The organism is Brevundimonas aurifodinae, assembly GCF_040195595.1.
Taxonomy (GTDB): domain Bacteria; phylum Pseudomonadota; class Alphaproteobacteria; order Caulobacterales; family Caulobacteraceae; genus Brevundimonas; species Brevundimonas aurifodinae.
The window spans coordinates 65,007-80,437 of the sequence record NZ_JBEGDD010000009.1 but is presented as its reverse complement, the minus strand read 5'-3'; the positions used below and the strand labels follow the sequence as shown (position 1 = coordinate 80,437).

The window sequence follows — 15,431 nt, the reverse complement described above, 5'->3', positions numbered from 1 at the left end:
GCGTTGCTCGGCCACCTTCTCCCGCAAGGGGAGAAGGAACTCAGCGCCTCGCCGGAGCCGTGATCCCGCCCTCGTCTCGCGTCACAACGAACGTCGCCACCGTCCGTGTCTCGAAGGGCTTGGCCAGAATGGTCGAGACGCTCCGTAGCTTCGCCTCGGCCCGCTCCGGCGTCAGGGTCAGCAGAAGGTAGCCCTTGGCCGACTGGTCGCAGAACACGACTTCGTCGTTGTTGGCGCTGAGCAGCGGGCCGATCGGCAGGGGGGCGACGGCGTCGCCGACGGAGGGGCTGGAGATGGCGCTGGTGCCGAACTCGACCGCGCGCCGGGCCCCGGCCGCGTCCTTCAGGTCATTGACCCAATAGGCGTGGCTGTCACCGGCCAGGACGATGGGCTGGACGCCAGCCTCGGCGAAGGCGGCATACAGGCGCTCGCGCCCCGCCGGATAGCCGTCCCAGCTGTCCAGGCTGAAGGGCACGCCCAGCTTGTAGAGCTGGATCACCTGACGGATGCCGGGCTGGACCGCCTCGGGCAGGCCCGAGATCAGGCCCTCGATCTGGGCCTCGGACGCCATGCGTGTGATGTCGGGGCCGTTGACGCGGGCCATGACCACCTGGTTGCCCAGCACCTGCCAGGGCTTCCCGGCGGCCTTCGAGGCCGTCAGCACCCCCTTCAGCCAGTCGCGCTGCGTCTGACCCAGCAGGTCGCGATCGGGGGCGGCCAGCGCCCGGCGAAAGGTCTCGACGTCGGGACGGCCGTCCACGACCGGCATGTCGGTCTCGTAGTCGAGTGGCTTGTCGCGGTTCAGCAGCCGGGTCTCGACCATGGCCAGGGTCGCCAGATCGCCGAACTCGAAGCTGCGGTTGACGTGGTCCAGCGACAGGCCACCCTGAGGCTCGCGGATCGGCATCCATTCGTAATAGGCGCGAAGCGCCGTGGCCTTCTTGACGGCGAAGTCGCCCTCGGTCTCCGGCTGGTGGTTCTCGGCCCCGTGCATCCAGGCGTCGTTGGACACCTCGTGGTCGTCCCAGACGCAGATGAAGGCGGCGCGAGCGTGGGCGGCCTGCAGGTCGGGGTCGGACTTGTACTGGGCGTGACGCAGCCGGTAGTCCGCGAGGGTCAGGATCTCGCGCGGCGGCTGGTGCAGGCGGCTGAGCTGGGCCCCCGTCGCGCCGCCGTAGTCGTTCTCGCGCGCGCCGTATTCATAGATGTAGTCGCCGAGGTGGAGGACGGCGTCGAGGCGAGGCTCGGCCGCCATGGCCTCCCAGGCATTGAACAGGCCACCCGGATAGAGCTGGCACGAGGCCACGCCCAGCACGACGTCGGCGGTGGGGCCCTGTGGGAGGGTGCGGACCCGCCCGACCGGGGAGGCGACGTCGCCGACGCGGAAGTCATAGGTGTAGTCGACGCCCGGACGCAGGCCCCCCGCGATCACCTTGACCGTGAAGTCGCGGTCGGGCGACGCCTCGGTGGTGCCTGAGGCGACAACCGTCTCGCCGCTGAGCGCCCGCCACGCGACCGGGACGGCGCGCGAGGTTGCGGCCCCCGGTGTGACCCGGGTCCACAGGACCACGCTGTCGGCATGGGGATCGCCGGACGCGACACCGTGCAAGAAGGCGACCGTCGGGGCCTGGCCGGGGGCCGCGACGACCGGACCGGCGACGGCGCCGACGCCGAGGCCGGTCAGGAGGCCGCGACGGTCGATGTTGAGTTCCGGCATGCCCGCCTACCTTACTTCCGCTCATCCCCGCGAAAGCGGGGACCGAGTGCTTTGGACGATGACTGTTTCACATTCCTCGCCGCTCTCAATCCCGCACATCGCGCCTCGTTTCAGGACTGGGTCCCCGCTTTCGCGGGGATGAGCGGAGAATTTTCGGCTAGTAGCTCACGGTCAGATTGACGCCATAGGTGCGCGGCTCGCCGGCGATGAAGGTGGGCAGGCCGAGGCCGTCGCCGGTGTTGCCCGCGTCCTTCAGGAAGTCCTCGTCGAGCAGGTTGTCACCGAACGCCTCGACCGACCAGTTGCCGGCGTTCGGGGTATAGCGGACCCGCAGGTTCAATAGACCATAGCTGTCCTGGAATTCGTCGACGGCGACGTCCGGCACGAAGTTGTTGGTCTGCAGGTTCGTCCGGTCGTTGTCGTTGTCGAAGAAAATCTCCGACTGCCAGGTGTAGGTCGGCTGAACCTCGACAGCGCCGCCGGCGACCGGCACCGACCACAGGGCGCCCAGGCTGAACTTGTGGTCGGGCGAGAGGCGGAACCGGTTTCCGTCGAAGATGCCGGCCTGGAAGCGCGAGTGGTTGTAGCCGTAGGTGGCATACAGGTCGAAGGTGTCGGTTGCCGACCACACCGCCTGAGTCTCGAAGCCGTAGCTTTCGGCCTCGCCGGCGTTCGTGGTGATGAACTGGGTGCCGACCTGAACCGTCGTCTGGAAGTTCTGGTAGTCGTAGAAGAAGACCGCGCCGTCCAGACGCAGGGCCCCGTCCATCGTCACGGTCTTGAAGCCGGCCTCGTAGCTGTCGACCGTCTCCTCCTCGACCTCGTTGAACACCGGCGCGCCGAACGGCGTGGTCGGCACGCCCGCAGCCAGCACCGCCGGGCGACGGCCCCGGGCATAGGTGGCGTAGAGACTGGCGTCCGGGCTGATCGCGTAGCGGCCGGTCAGGCGATAGGTGAAGCCGTCGTCCTCCAGGCTGCGCTCGCTGACGCTGCCGTTGCCGGCTGTGGGCTGGAAGGTCAGGCCGAACAGGGGGAAGGCGGCGCTGGCGGGGGCGTTGGCGGCGCCCGGCGTGGCAAGTTGGGTCACCAGTCCGCCGGTGAAGGCACCCAGGGCGGCCGCCTGAGCCAGCGACGTCGGCGTGCCCTGCGCGATCAGGGCGTTGATCTGGCCCTGCAGCTGGGCGACGGCCAGCAAACCGCCCGCGATGGACCGACCGTTGACGACCTGGGAACCGAAGGACGTGGTCTTGTCGTCGGTGGTATAGCGGACGCCGGCAGCGAACTCCCAGCGGTCGGTCGGCTTCCAGGTCAGGTCGGCGAAGACGTCGAAGCTATCCAGCTCGGTCTCGGTGTAGGCGTTCTCGATGTGGCTGGCCTTCAGGTTCGCGGCGATGCCGGCGCGGGCCGGCGCCGGAATGCCGAACCCGCCGAGCAGCGGCTGCAGGAAGGCCTGCGACGCATAGACCGAGCGCGGCAGGAAGGTGGTGCCGACCGCCGCAGGATTACCGTCCAGGATGCCGGCCAGCTGGGCCAGGGCGATCCGTTCGTCGATCTCGATCGGCGATTCCGAGTCGTTGTCCTCGCGGAAATAGCCGGCGCCGACGAAGCCCGAGAACTGGCCGCCGTTGTCCCAATTGAGGCGCAGTTCCTGGCTGAACTGGTCGCCGTTCGAGATGCCGATACCGGTCAGGATGGGCAGGGAGATGCCGTCCGGGTCGAAAGTCTCGGAGGTCTCGAAGCTGCGGATGGCGGTGGTGGAGGTCAAGGTCAGGCTGTCGGACAGATCATAGCGGGCCAGGCCCGTCACGCCCCAGACCTCGCGAGTGATGCCCAGCCTGCTGCCGTCGATGTTGGTCGAGGGCGTCAGGGCCGCGCCGTCGGACGGCTCGCGACCGCCGAGGACCGCGCCGGTGTCGGGGTTCTGCGCGTCGTAGAAGACCGAGCGGAAGCTGACGCCCGAGGGGTTGTCGACCTGGAAGTTGCCGATCAGGTCGAAGCGGAAGGCGTCCGACGGCTGCCAGGCGAACAGGGCGCGATAGGCCTGGGTATCGACGCTGTTGTAGTCGCGGCCACCCAGCAGGTTGTCGATATAGCCCCCGCGCGTCTTCACCCGTCCGGCCAGACGCAGGGCGGTGGTGTCGCCGAGCGGCAGGTTCACCATCAGCTCGCCCATCAGATAGTCGAGATTGCCCAGGCCCAGCCGCACCTCGCCGTATGCGGCGTCGATGTCGGCCTTGTTCTGGATGACGTTGACCGCTCCGATCAGGGCGCCCCGGCCGTACAGGGTCGATTGCGGGCCCTTGGCGACCTCGACCCGCTCGATGTCGAACAGCTCGACGAAGGCGCCCGGCGCGCGCGAGATCGACACGCCGTCCTGATAGATGGACACGCGCGGCTCGTCGGCGGCGCCGGTCGAGTCCGACGTGATGCCCCGGATCACGAAGCCGGGGTTGTTGGGCGACTGGTTCTGGACGATCAGGCCGGGCACGAAGGCCGACAGTTCTTCGAAGTCCTGGACGCCGAGTCCGTCCAGGAACTCTCCGTTATAGGCGGTCAGGGCGAAAGGAACCTCGATCGGGTCCTGGGCGCGCAGCTGGGCGGTGACGATCACCTCCTCCAGCTGGGTCGAATCCTGGCCGACCTGGGCGTGGGCGGCTCCGGCGATGGCGCAGGTGGCGACGGCGCCCATGAGCACGGCGCGCGTGGTGAAGCGGTTCAGCATGACAATCCCCCGAGTGATGCGTTCGGCACCTAACGGGGGTTGGCATCGCCCTTACGACGGTACGGCGGCGCTTGCGTGACGCTTGGATCGTGTACGGACCGCTGATCTCAGAGGAAACCGAGACCGCGCGAGGCCATGTTCCTCAGGTTCGGGAAGATGACGTCCAGATTGCTCTCGGACACTCCCAGCCAACGCCCCATGGTCGCCCCGTACTGATCCACCGATGTGGTGGGCACCAGGTAGGACCGGCTCATGTCCGGGTTGCGGAAGGCCCCTAGATCGACTCCCAGCGTCGGGTACTGGCCGTAGATGTCGCCCCCCCGCACCGAGCCGCCCATCACCAGGTGGTGGCCGCCCCAGGCGTGGTCGGTCCCGTCGCCGTTTGTGGTGAAGGTCCGCGAGAAGTCCGAGGCCGTGAAGGTGGTCACCGCCTCGCGCATGTTCACGCCACCGAGATTGCCCAAAGCACCGTCGAAATAGGACAGGGCGTGCGCGACCCTGGCCAGGTTGTTGCCCTGGGCGGCGTTCTGGAAGTCGTGGGTGTCCCAGCCGCCCAGGCTGACGAAGAAGACCTGGCGCCGGATGCCCAGCGCCGGCGCCGCCGCGATCATGCGCGCCACGGTCTGGAGCTGGGTCGCCAGGGTATTGTTCTCGATCGCGCCGGTGATCGGGTTGCGATAGGCGGGCGCGGCGGCGACGCCGGTCACGGCCGACGATCCGAACACGGTGTTCAGCGTCGTCGAGGCCCCGATCGACCGGCCCGTGGTGGTCGCGTAGTCTGCCGCGAACACGCTGGCCGAGTTGGTGTCGGTGATGATCTCTCGCACCCGCCCGGGCGCGACGGTCGAGCCGAACAGGCTGGTGCCCGACTGACCGGTGATGACCACGGCGGGCTGGGCCCCGGTGCTCATCTGATACTGGACCACGCTCTGTCCCGACAGGAAGACCGCGTTGCCGGCGGTCGAGACGGCGGTGAACAGCGACGAGGTGCCGTTCTGACTGGACAACAGGTCGCCGAAACGTCCGCCCCAGCCGGTCCGGGCGCCCTCGGTCTGGCCCGCCTGCCAGGTCGACTGCTGGTCGTTGTGCGAGAACAGATTGGCCGGGAAGGGGACGGTCCGGGCCTCGTACTGGGCCTTGGTGATCGGCTGGATCAGGGTGCCGACATTGGCCACGACGGCCAGGCGGTCGGCATCGAAAAGGTCCTTCACCGGCTGCATGAAGGGATGCAGCGCGAAGGTCCGCACCGAGGCGTTGGTGCCGGCGGGTATGGGGTTCAGGGTGCGCGGCACGATCGGCAGGACGCCGCCCCAGGCCTCGGGAGAATCGGCCGCGGACACTCGCCCGGTGACCGCGTTGGTCGCTCCGACCGGCGTGGGTGGCGTGCCGACCGGCATCAGGGCGATGGGGTCGTTGCCGGTGTTGCGGGCCGCGAAATAGCGTCCCCAGCTGTCGTTGTCGGTGGCCAGCACCATGTTGTGGCTGTCGTTGCCGCCGAACAGGAAGACGCAGACCAGGGCCCGGTAGTCCGGCGCGCTCTGGCTGGCGGCATTGCCGGCGGCGGCCAGCTGGGCGGCGAAGGGCGCGGCGGCCCCCAGCATCGACATGCCGCCGGTGATCCGCAGCAGCTGGCGGCGGGTGTATCTTCCATGGGTCATCGTCCCGCCCTCACCGCTGGACCAGATATTCGGGCGAGACCATCGTCATATAGACGGCGAGCCTGGACCGGTTGAGCAGGGCCGTATTGATCGCGGCCTGGTTCGCGCCCGTCGCGGCCGGGACGGCGACCGAGTTGACGCTCTCGACGATCCGGGCCCTCAGCGTCGACGACATCTGGCCGTAAAGCAGCATCCGGTTCATCCGGTCGGCCAGGGCGTTGGCGTCGTTGGCCAGAGCGACCTCGCGCGCATAGGCCGAGCGAACGTCCGAGCCGGTCCCGATGCCGTTGCCAATGGCGGCCTGCATGGTGTTGGCGTAGCCGGCGACGGTGACCTCGTCGACGATCTGGAACTCCGGCACGGTCAGGTTCTGGGCTCCCGCGCGGGTGTTGGGCGGCACATATCCGGGTCGGAAGAAGTTGAAGACCGAGGGGCTGGCCAGCGCCGACTGGCCCAGCGACGTGTTCCCGCTGGTGGAGTTCAGCAGATAGTTGCCGCTGACCGAGGTCGCCCCGAAGGCGCGCATCCAGTTGGTCATCCGGATGACAGGCTCGCGGATCTTGCCGAAGGTCGCGCTGTTGGCCGAGTTGATGTCCCGGGCCTCGGAATCCAGCAGGATGCTCCGAACCACGGCCGCCAGGTCGCCCCGCACGCCCGAGCCGTTGTTGATGAAGGTGTTGGCGCAACGGCTGACATAGCCGCCCGAAGGATTGGACGTCACCAGCCGCTGGATCAGCTGGCGACAGATGAACGGCGGCACATTCACGTTGTTGAAGATGGTGTCGAGCGCGATCCTCAGATCCCCCGCCGCGTCGTTGGTCCCCGCCGGAATGGTGACCCCCAGGAAGGTCTTGGCCGTGATGGAATGGTACTGCGGATAGACGATCATGGGCCGCACGAAGGCGTCGGGATCGCGGTTGCGGCCGAAGAAGGTCTGGTTCGTCGGCGTCGGGTGGAAATAGCTGAAGCCCGTGAAGACCTTGGCCAGGTTGGAGATGTCACCGGGCGTATAGGTCGGGATCGGATTGCCCTGGGCGTCGCGCCGCACCGTGCCGTCCGGATTCAGCTCCTGCACGCCCAACGACATCAGCTGCATCACCTCGCGGGCATAGTTCTCGTCCGGCGTCCGTCCCGTCGCGGGATCCTCGCGCTGGTTGGCCAGATGGGTCAGATAGATTCCCATCATCGGATGCAGCGAGACCTGCTCCAGCAGGGTCCGGTAATTGCCGAACGCGTTGGCCCCCAGCATGTCGTAGTATGACGCCGCGCCCCGCACATCGATGTTGGCGTCCGTCAGCGAGATGACGAAGATCTCCGACAGGGCCAGCTTCATCCGTTCGCGGAGCTGGGCCTGACCGGTCGCGGAATAGAGCCAGAAGCTTTCGTAGAACTGGTTGGGGCTCAGGTTCGCCGTCGGGTTGGTCAACCGGATCTGCGCCAGCCGGTTCTCGACATAGGTCTGGTGCGACGACGAGGGCAGGGCGATCTGGGCGTTGATCCAGGCGGCGTAGCCCTGGGTCTTGACCGCGTCGATCTCGGCGTCGGTCGGGCCGAATGTGGCCTGCGTCAGGAGTTTGGCGGCCCCCGCGTCGGAGATCGACGCGGCCGGCGGGGGCGTGGGCGGCGTGCCGCCTCCACCGCCGCCGTTTCCTCCGCCTCCGCCTCCGCCGCTACCCCCGCACGACGCCAGGCCGACGATGAGCGCGATGGGAAGCGCCAGCCGGCGGGCCCTGTCGATGAATGGTCTTGTATCCACGCCTGTCCCCCGACCCACGCGACGTCTTTCGATGACGCTACGACTGTTGGACGCGAACCGTGAACGGATTCCGTCGCGACGTGGTGAGTTTCAGCTTCACCGTGTGGGTGGCCGTCCGTTTGCGCGGAAAATGACTGTCCACGCCGGTCGTTTTGCGACGGCAGGACGAGTGATGTAGGAGGAAAACACACGCCTTCATCATTCCCTTGTCGATGCGCGCGGCCGACCGGCCGACCGCAGGGCCGTCATGACCGAAACCCCGCCGAACCCGACCTCCGCCCTCGTCCTCTTCTCGGGCGGGCAGGACAGCGCGACCTGCCTCGCCTGGGCGCTGGAGCGGTACGAGCGGGTCGAGACGGTCGGCTTCGACTATGGCCAGCGCCATGCGGTCGAGATGCGGGCCCGACTGAACGTCCGCGACGCCATGCTGCGGGCCCTGCCCCGTCTCGCCGGGCGGCTGGGGTCCGATCAAGTCGTCGACCTCACCGGGTTCGGCGCGATCGGCGAGACGGCGATGACGACCGACCGCGCCATCGAGATCGGCGCGCGGGGCCTGCCCACCACCTTCGTGCCGGGGCGCAACCTGGTGTTTCTCAGCGTGGCGGCGGCCCTGGCCGACCGGCGCGGGCTGGACGTCCTGGTCGGCGGCATGTGCGAGACGGACTTCTCGGGCTATCCCGACTGCCGTCGCGACACGATAGAGGCCATGGGCCGGGCGCTGAGCCTGGGCCTCGACAAGCCGGTGCCGATCGAGACGCCGCTGATGGCCCTGACGAAGGCCCAGACCTGGGCGCTGGCGGACCGCGTCGGCGGGGCGGCCCTGGTCGATTTGATCGTCGAGGACAGCCACACCTGCTATCGGGGCGACCGCGCGCACCGTCACGCCTGGGGCTACGGCTGCGGCGAATGCCCGGCCTGCGATCTGCGCGCCGCCGGTTGGGCCGAATGGACGGCGTCCGCATGACCTATTCGGTCAAGGAGACCTTTCTGACGATCCAGGGCGAGGGCGGGCAGGCCGGGCGTCCGGCCGTCTTCCTCCGCTTCGCGGGCTGCAATCTGTGGACCGGGCGCGAACAGGATCGGGCCACGGCCGTCTGCGCCTTCTGCGACACCGACTTCGTCGGCACCGACGGCGACGGGGGCGGCAAGTTCGCCGACGCCGACGCCCTGGCCGATCACGTCGCCTCGTTCTGGATCGGTCGGATCGGTGACCCTCGGCTGGTCGTCTGCACGGGCGGCGAGCCCCTGCTGCAACTCGACGCCGCCCTGATCGCGGCCCTGAAGACGCGGAGCTTCGAGATCGCGGTGGAGACCAACGGCACGCTCCCGGCCCCTGACGGCATCGACTGGGTCTGCGTCAGCCCCAAGGCGGCCGCCCCCGTGGTGCAGACGAGGGGCCAGGAGCTGAAGCTGGTCTATCCGCAGGCCCTGGCCATGCCGGACCGGTTCGAGGACCTGTCCTTCGACCGCTTCTGGCTGCAGCCCATGGACGGGCCCGACCAGACGGCCAACACGGCGGCGGCCATCGCCTATTGCCTGGCCCACCCGAAATGGCGGCTCAGCGTCCAGACACACAAGTATATCGGGGTGCGGTGATGCGCCTTCGCCCTTATGCGCCGGGCGACGAGGTCGCGATGGCGGCGCTGTATCAGAGATCGGTGCGGGTGCTGGGACCGGCCGATTACACGCCGGCGCAGGTCGAGGCCTGGGCGGTCGCCGGACCGACGGCGGCGCGTTTCGCCGAACGGATGGCTGATGGCCGCCGTGCCTTCATGGCCGAGGCCGATGGAGGGACCCTGGTCGGTTTCGTCGATCTGGAACCGGACGGCCACATCGACTTTCTCTACGCCGCGCCGGAGGCCAAGGGCACAGGGGTCGCCGATCGGCTGCTGGACGTGGTCGAAGTCGGTGCCCAGGCAGACGGCATCGAGCGACTGTACTCAGAGGCCAGCGAGGCGGCGCGACGCTTCTTCCAACGACGGGGCCTCGACGTTCTGTATCGCCGGGATTTCGAGGTCGGCGGCGTGGCGATCCACAACAACGCCGTGGAGAAGCGGCTCTAGCAGGGTCGACCCTGGCGCTGTCGCTCTTCGCAGCGGCGTTGCTCGCGTTCGTAGTCGCGCTGCTCGCGCTCGCGACGGGCGCGGGTCTCCTCATCCGAGGTGGTGACGGCGTCCACGCCCGCGCCCACCACAGCCCCGGTCGCCTTGGCCGCGCCCCCGACCACGGCCCCGGCGGTGCCGACCACGGCCCCGACCAGGCACCCCTGAAGCATCAACGATCCCGCCAGCAAGGCGGACAGTGCGGCGGCGCGGCGGAGCGGCTGGGTCATGCTCCGCATCTGGCACGAACAGGGTGAACCAAAGATGACCTTCGCCGTGTCAGCCCGGCATGGCCTTGCGCAAGGCGTCGTTCATGCGGCTTTGCCAACCGGGGCCGGTGGCGCGGTAGCGTTCCAGGATGTCCGTATCGACGCGAAGAGAGATCGGCGTCTTGGTCGGTCCCTTCTGGGTCCCGCGCACGGGGCGCGGCGTGTTTGGAAACGCTTCGAAGATCCACTCGGGGAACTCGTGGGGCCGCAGCGCGCGCGCGAAGTCCTCTTCCGTCCATTCAGGATTGTCGGGGTCGGTCAGGTCGGGTTCGAAATCGTCGTCGAAAACGTCCGGCTTATTCTTCAGGAAGGACATGACGCCGAAACTCCTTCTTGTGCGCCCGCCGCAGGCTGATCGCTCGTCGTCGGCCGTCCCGCAGCGTAAAGATCAGGCAGAACGTCTTCCCCTGAATCCGGCCGAACGCCCGCCAACGGGCCTCCGCGCGATAGGGATCCGGCCAGACGACCTCGATCGACATATCGTCCGCACGGCTCAGAGAGATGCCGTGCTTGGCCAGGTTGGCGGCGTCCTTTCGTGGGTCGAACTCGATCATCGTATATACGATCTGACCCGCTGGCTCAACCGATCTGCGCGCGGTGTCTCAGCATCGCGTCGGCCAGGACGCAGGCGGCCATGGCCTCGACCACCGGCACGCCGCGCAGGGCGACGCAGGGGTCGTGGCGGCCCTTGGTGCGAAGATCGGTGTCGGTGCCGTCGCGAGTGACCGTCCGGCGCGGCGTCAGGATGGACGAGGTCGGCTTGAAGGCCACCCGCGCCGTGATCGGCTGGCCCGTCGAAAGGCCGCCCAGGACCCCACCCGCGTGGTTGGACAGGAACTCGATGCCGCCGTCCGGCCCCAGTCGCATTTCGTCGGCGTTGTCCTCGCCCGACAGCTCGGCCGATCCGAAGCCCGCGCCGATCTCGACGCCCTTGACCGCATTGATGCTCATCAGGGCGGCGGCAAGTTCGGCGTCCAGCTTGCCATACAGCGGCGCGCCCCAGCCAGCCGGGACGCCCGTGACCTCCAGCGCGACCACGGCACCGATCGACGAGCCCGCCTTGCGCACCCCGTCCAGATAGGCCTCCCAGGCCGGCACCATCTCTGCCGAGGCGGCGAACAGGGGGTTGTCGTAGACCGCGCCGAAATCGATGGCGTCGGGCGCGATCCTGTGCGGGCCCAGTTGCACCACGCCCGCGCGGATGACGACGCCATCGCCCAGCACCTTCCTGGCGACCGCGCCCGCCGCGACCCGGCTGGCGGTCTCGCGCGCCGATGACCGGCCGCCGCCGCGATGGTCGCGCACCCCGTATTTGACCTGATAGGTCATGTCGGCGTGACCGGGGCGATAGGCGCGCGCGATCTCGCCATAGTCCTTGGAGCGGGCGTCCTCATTCTCGATCTGGATGGCGACGGGCGTGCCGGTCGTGACCGGACCCGCCCCGTCGTCGAACACGCCCGACAGGATGCGCGCCGTGTCGCTCTCCTTCCTCTGGGTGACGAAGCGACTTCCACCGGGCTTCCTGCGGTCCAGCCAGGGCTGAAGATCCGCCTCGGTCAGGGGGATCAGCGGCGGGCAGCCGTCGATGACGCAGCCGATCGCCGGCCCATGGCTCTCGCCCCAGGTCGTCACGCGAAACAGATGGCCGAAGGTGTTATGGGACATGACCAGCGACGCTTAGGCCGCCAACCTCTCCGGCGTCCAGACGCGGGTGAAGCGGGCCAGCAGGTCCTCGGCCGCCGAGGGCGGATCCTCGGCGGGTGTCAGATGCACGAAGAGGTGGCCCTGACCGTGTTTGCCGCGTGCCGGCAGGCCCAGGCCTCGCAGGCGCAAGCGAACCGGGTCGGTCAGGCCCGGCGTGATCCACGCCGGCCGCGTCCCTGCGGGGGTGTGGATCTCGACCCGCCCACCGTCCGCCAGCAGGCGACGCGAGGTCGGCCACGTCATGTGCAGGTCGTCCCCGACCACGGTCAAACCCTCGCAGGCGCGAATGAGGATCGGCAGGTACAGGTCGCCACCGCCTGCCCCCGCGCCCTTCAGCCTCAGGTGTTCGCCGGTCCGCATACCGGGGGGAACGGTGACTTTCAGCGTGCGGCCGCAGAACCGCAGGGTGGCCTGTCCGCCTTTCAGGGCCTGATGGGGCGTCAGGCCGACGACCGGCAGGGCGGCGGGTCGTCGGACGGGGGCGGCCAGTGCGGCGCGTGCCCCGCCCCGGCTCTGGATCAGGCGATAGGCGGCGATGACCCGCCGAAAGCGCGCGTCGTCGCCTCCCGGCAGGTCGGGTCGCGCCGCCTTGACCGCCAGGCGGAAGGCGCGCGCCACCACCACCGTGTCCGCGGGACCGTGCAGGCCCAGGACGGCGAAGGCTTGGGACAGAGAGGGGCCGGACGCGCTCATGCGGCGAATAGGCCAGGATCATGGTCAAGAGCGGGTTAACCGTGCGGTCACGCCGGTCGCTTGTTATAGGACCGGCCATGAGCAGCGCCGTGATCCCGCCCAGCCCGACCCGCGACGAATATGCCCGCGACTATGCCGCCGCCTTGGCCGCGAACGGCGACGAAACGATCTTCGACCGGGCCGAGCCGATCGGACTGATCGTCGACTGGCTGGCCGATGCTCGGGCGCACGAGCCGAACGATCCAAACGCCATGGCCCTGGCCACGGTGGACGCCGACGGCGCGCCGGACAGCCGCATGGTCCTGCTCAAGGACATCGATGCGCGCGGCCTGACCTTTTATTCCAACGCCGAGAGCGCCAAGGGCCTGCAGCTGTCGGCCCGGCCGGTCGCGGCCCTGCTGTTGCACTGGAAGACCCTGCGTCGCCAGGTCCGCGTTCGCGGCGTCGTCGAGCCCGTCACGGCGGCCGAGGCCGACGCTTATTTCGCCAGCCGGGCGCGCGAGAGCCGGATCGGGGCCTGGGCCTCGGACCAGTCGCGGTCCCTCTCTGACCGGTCTGCGTTGGAGGCTGCCGTGGCGCGCGCGGCGGCACGGTTCGAGGGCACGGAGGTCCCCCGTCCCGAGCATTGGACGGGCTGGCGTGTCGTGCCCCGCTCGGTCGAGTTCTGGCGCGATCGGCCGTTCCGCCTGCACGACCGGTTGCGCTTCGACCGGGACCGAGAGGGCTGGGCTCGCACCCGCCTTCAGCCTTGACCGATCAGGTGCCGTAGCGCGCCAGGAAGGTCTCGACCGCGTCGGCGGCGATGTGCTCAGGATCGCGCGTCGCCTGGACCTCGTCGCCGGTGACCAGGGGCATGAAGAAGACGGGGTGCTCGATCATCCCCATCAGCTGTCCGGCGGCCCAGGATGCCTTGTCGAACCGGATTTCGCCGCGGTCCGCCAGGGTCGCCAGGGCGACGATCAGGGGCCTTCCGAAGTCGGCGCGGCCCTTGTCGAAGAAGCGCAATGCGACCTCGCGGAACCGGGGCCGTTCGGCCATCACCAGGCGAAAGACCGATCGGACGAAGGGATCGCCCATGAACCGCGCGTAGGCCAGGGCAAACCCGGTCAGCAGGTCGCGCGCCGGCCCGTCCGCCATCCGCACGCCCTCCATCTGGCGCGAGAAATCCTCTGCGGCGTCCTCGATGACCGCGCCGAACAGGTGCTCCTTGGACGGGAAATAGGCATAGAGGGTCGCGGTGGACACGGCCGCCGCCCGCGCGATCGGCTCGATCCGGGTGGCGGCATAACCCTGGGCCATGAAGAACCGGCGGGCTTCGCGGACGATGCCGTCGCGACGGGCGTCCTGGCCGGGAGAGAGGTCGGGCAGAATACCCGTAGCGTGTGAATCCATCGACGGACTGCTAGACCATCTCGCCCCGAACCGGAATACGGACGAACACCGTTACGGTTCTGCGTTCAACAACCGGCTGAGCAGGGGGTGGGCCAGCAGGGGCGCGGCGAGCCGCACGACGGCCTGGGGGTCGTCCAGGCGCACCGCCGCCGTGGCGTCCGCGACGATGAAGTCGGCCCGGGTCCGGGACGGCTCGGTCAGCCGCTCGTGGCCCGGTCGCACGGTCTTCAGATACTGGTCGATGACAGAGGACGCGGTCCGTCCGCGCTCGGCCTGGTCGCGCAACAGGCGGCGGATGAAGCGGATGTCGGACGGCGTGTCGACGAAAACGCGGATGTCGAACAGATCCGCCAGGGTGGAAGTGCAAAGCAGGTGCGTGCCCTCGACGATCACGACCGGCGCGGCCGTCACCCGTTCTCCGCCCGGCTCGCGACCATGGGTGATGAAGGAATAGATCGGGGCCACGATATCGCGGCCGGATTTCAGCGCGGCCAGGTCCTGTTCCAGCCGCTCGTGGTCGCGGGCGGCCACGTCGTCGAAGTCGAACGTCGCCGCGTCGAACCCCGGCAGGGATGCCGCGTCCCGATAGTAGGAATCCTCGCGAAGCAGGACGGCCGAGCCCGCAGGCAGCACGGCGGCCACGGTCTCGGCCAGCGTCGACTTGCCCGAGCCGGAGCCCCCGGTGATGGCGATGAGGATGGTCATGACCGGGGTCTAGCCCCCGCCAAGGCCTAGCGGAAGAAGCAGTTGCCCCCCGCCCACAGGGACTGGACCGTGGCATCGGCGGCCGTCGAGGTCAGGAAGCCGAACACATCGCCGGCGATGAACTCGGCGCCCAGGGTCGAGTCGGGCTGCATCTCGATGGTCCGGGCTTCGGCCAGGGCCGCGCGAGTCGAGCCGACACCGATCCCGTCGACCGTGGTCAGGCCCGCCTTGTCCACATACCAGCCGTTGAACTCGCCGTTCTGGAACAGAAGCTGCAGGCCAGTGGTGTAGATGGCGAACTGCGTCGGGCCCTGGCCGCACTCCTCGCCGGTGCTCTGTTCGGGGGCGACGCCGCCGGTCGAGGCGGTCACCGCCGCGATGACCGTCTCCTGGGGCGTGCCGAAGGGCAGGGCGCGCGCAGCCCCCTCGGCGTCGAAGATGCGTAAGCCCTCGCCCTCGATGGCCAGACCTCCCGCGGTCTGAGCCGGCGCGGCCGGCGTCGCCGCGGCCAGGGTCTCCGTCGGTGCCGGTGTCTCGGCGGCCGGCTCGATGGAGCGGTCGCAGGCGGCGAGGGCTGCGATCACGCCGAAGGTGAGGGCGGTGCGGGCGATCAAACGCATGACCGGGCTTCCTTTGTCTGGGTTCAAGGTGGGGGAGAGAAGGCCAAATCGGCGCGGGAGGCAACGGCGAAGCTGATCGGAGGCCGCAGCCTG

The 15,431-nt window shown here is 68.9% G+C and carries 16 protein-coding genes; 4 read left to right on the top strand and 12 right to left on the bottom strand.

The features are described from left to right. Positions 1 to 40 precede the first annotated feature (40 nt). From ABN401_RS11595 to ABN401_RS11580, 4 genes are all read right to left on the bottom strand, one after another. Positions 41 to 1,717: an alkaline phosphatase D family protein gene (locus tag ABN401_RS11595; RefSeq protein WP_349685008.1), complete on the bottom strand. Its 1,677-nt coding sequence runs from the start codon at positions 1,715 to 1,717 to the stop codon at positions 41 to 43. A 157-nt stretch (positions 1,718 to 1,874) separates the two neighbouring features. Then, entirely contained in the window at positions 1,875 to 4,439 is a 2,565-nt protein-coding gene (locus ABN401_RS11590; protein ID WP_349685007.1) for a TonB-dependent receptor, read from the bottom strand. 107 nt (positions 4,440 to 4,546) lie between these two features. Next, positions 4,547 to 6,097: a DUF1501 domain-containing protein gene (locus tag ABN401_RS11585; protein ID WP_349685006.1), complete on the bottom strand. Its 1,551-nt coding sequence runs from the start codon at positions 6,095 to 6,097 to the stop codon at positions 4,547 to 4,549. Positions 6,098 to 6,107: 10 nt separating this feature from the next. Further along, positions 6,108 to 7,853 (bottom strand): DUF1800 domain-containing protein, encoded by a 1,746-nt coding sequence (locus tag ABN401_RS11580; RefSeq protein WP_349685005.1) that lies wholly within the window; start codon positions 7,851 to 7,853, stop codon positions 6,108 to 6,110. Between the two features lie 247 nt (positions 7,854 to 8,100). On the opposite strand from ABN401_RS11580, the gene queC reads away from it, so the two are divergent. The 3 genes from queC to ABN401_RS11565 are packed head-to-tail and all read left to right on the top strand — an operon-like array spanning position 8,101 to position 9,916. Then, positions 8,101 to 8,817, top strand: coding sequence for a 7-cyano-7-deazaguanine synthase QueC (queC, locus tag ABN401_RS11575; RefSeq protein ID WP_349685004.1), 717 nt, complete (start codon positions 8,101 to 8,103; stop codon positions 8,815 to 8,817). Beyond that, entirely contained in the window at positions 8,814 to 9,449 is a 636-nt protein-coding gene (gene queE / locus ABN401_RS11570) for a 7-carboxy-7-deazaguanine synthase (RefSeq protein ID WP_349685003.1), read from the top strand. Before queC ends, queE begins: the two co-directional genes overlap by 4 nt. Continuing rightward, positions 9,449 to 9,916, top strand: coding sequence for a GNAT family N-acetyltransferase (locus tag ABN401_RS11565; protein ID WP_349685002.1), 468 nt, complete (start codon positions 9,449 to 9,451; stop codon positions 9,914 to 9,916). The genes queE and ABN401_RS11565 overlap by 1 nt, the downstream gene beginning before the upstream one ends. Here the strand turns inward: ABN401_RS11565 and ABN401_RS11560 are convergent. From ABN401_RS11560 to ABN401_RS11540, 5 genes are read right to left on the bottom strand one after another with little or no spacing between them, the layout of a single operon-like run. Beyond that, entirely contained in the window at positions 9,913 to 10,185 is a 273-nt protein-coding gene (locus ABN401_RS11560; protein ID WP_349685001.1) for a hypothetical protein, read from the bottom strand. The two genes, ABN401_RS11565 and ABN401_RS11560, sit on opposite strands and share 4 nt — an antisense overlap. Before the next feature lie 49 nt (positions 10,186 to 10,234). Then, positions 10,235 to 10,540, bottom strand: coding sequence for a BrnA antitoxin family protein (locus tag ABN401_RS11555; RefSeq protein WP_349685000.1), 306 nt, complete (start codon positions 10,538 to 10,540; stop codon positions 10,235 to 10,237). Further along, positions 10,521 to 10,778: a BrnT family toxin gene (locus tag ABN401_RS11550; RefSeq protein ID WP_349684999.1), complete on the bottom strand. Its 258-nt coding sequence runs from the start codon at positions 10,776 to 10,778 to the stop codon at positions 10,521 to 10,523. Before ABN401_RS11550 ends, ABN401_RS11555 begins: the two co-directional genes overlap by 20 nt. A 25-nt stretch (positions 10,779 to 10,803) precedes the next feature. Beyond that, complete coding sequence (gene aroC / locus ABN401_RS11545; protein WP_349684998.1) at positions 10,804 to 11,889, bottom strand: chorismate synthase; 1,086 nt, start codon at positions 11,887 to 11,889, stop codon at positions 10,804 to 10,806. Between the two features lie 12 nt (positions 11,890 to 11,901). Beyond that, positions 11,902 to 12,621, bottom strand: a complete 720-nt coding sequence (locus tag ABN401_RS11540) for a DnaJ C-terminal domain-containing protein (protein ID WP_349684997.1) — start codon at positions 12,619 to 12,621, stop codon at positions 11,902 to 11,904. A gap of 77 nt (positions 12,622 to 12,698) precedes the next feature. On the opposite strand from ABN401_RS11540, the gene pdxH reads away from it, so the two are divergent. Beyond that, positions 12,699 to 13,373 carry a pyridoxamine 5'-phosphate oxidase gene (pdxH, locus tag ABN401_RS11535; RefSeq protein WP_349684996.1) on the top strand — a complete coding sequence of 225 codons (675 nt, stop codon included), beginning with the start codon at positions 12,699 to 12,701 and terminating at the stop codon, positions 13,371 to 13,373. 4 nt (positions 13,374 to 13,377) lie between these two features. On the opposite strand, the gene ABN401_RS11530 is transcribed toward pdxH, so the two are convergent. Genes ABN401_RS11530 through ABN401_RS11520 form a run of 3 tightly spaced genes read right to left on the bottom strand, consistent with a single transcriptional unit; the run spans position 13,378 to position 15,338 of the window. Further along, on the bottom strand, positions 13,378 to 14,013 hold the full coding sequence (locus tag ABN401_RS11530; RefSeq protein WP_349684995.1) for a TetR/AcrR family transcriptional regulator: 636 nt from the start codon (positions 14,011 to 14,013) through the stop codon (positions 13,378 to 13,380). A 51-nt stretch (positions 14,014 to 14,064) separates the two neighbouring features. Beyond that, on the bottom strand, positions 14,065 to 14,718 hold the full coding sequence (gene udk / locus ABN401_RS11525) for a uridine kinase (protein WP_349684994.1): 654 nt from the start codon (positions 14,716 to 14,718) through the stop codon (positions 14,065 to 14,067). A 26-nt stretch (positions 14,719 to 14,744) separates the two neighbouring features. Continuing rightward, positions 14,745 to 15,338 carry a hypothetical protein gene (locus ABN401_RS11520; protein ID WP_349684993.1) on the bottom strand — a complete coding sequence of 198 codons (594 nt, stop codon included), beginning with the start codon at positions 15,336 to 15,338 and terminating at the stop codon, positions 14,745 to 14,747. Positions 15,339 to 15,431: the final 93 nt, after the last annotated feature.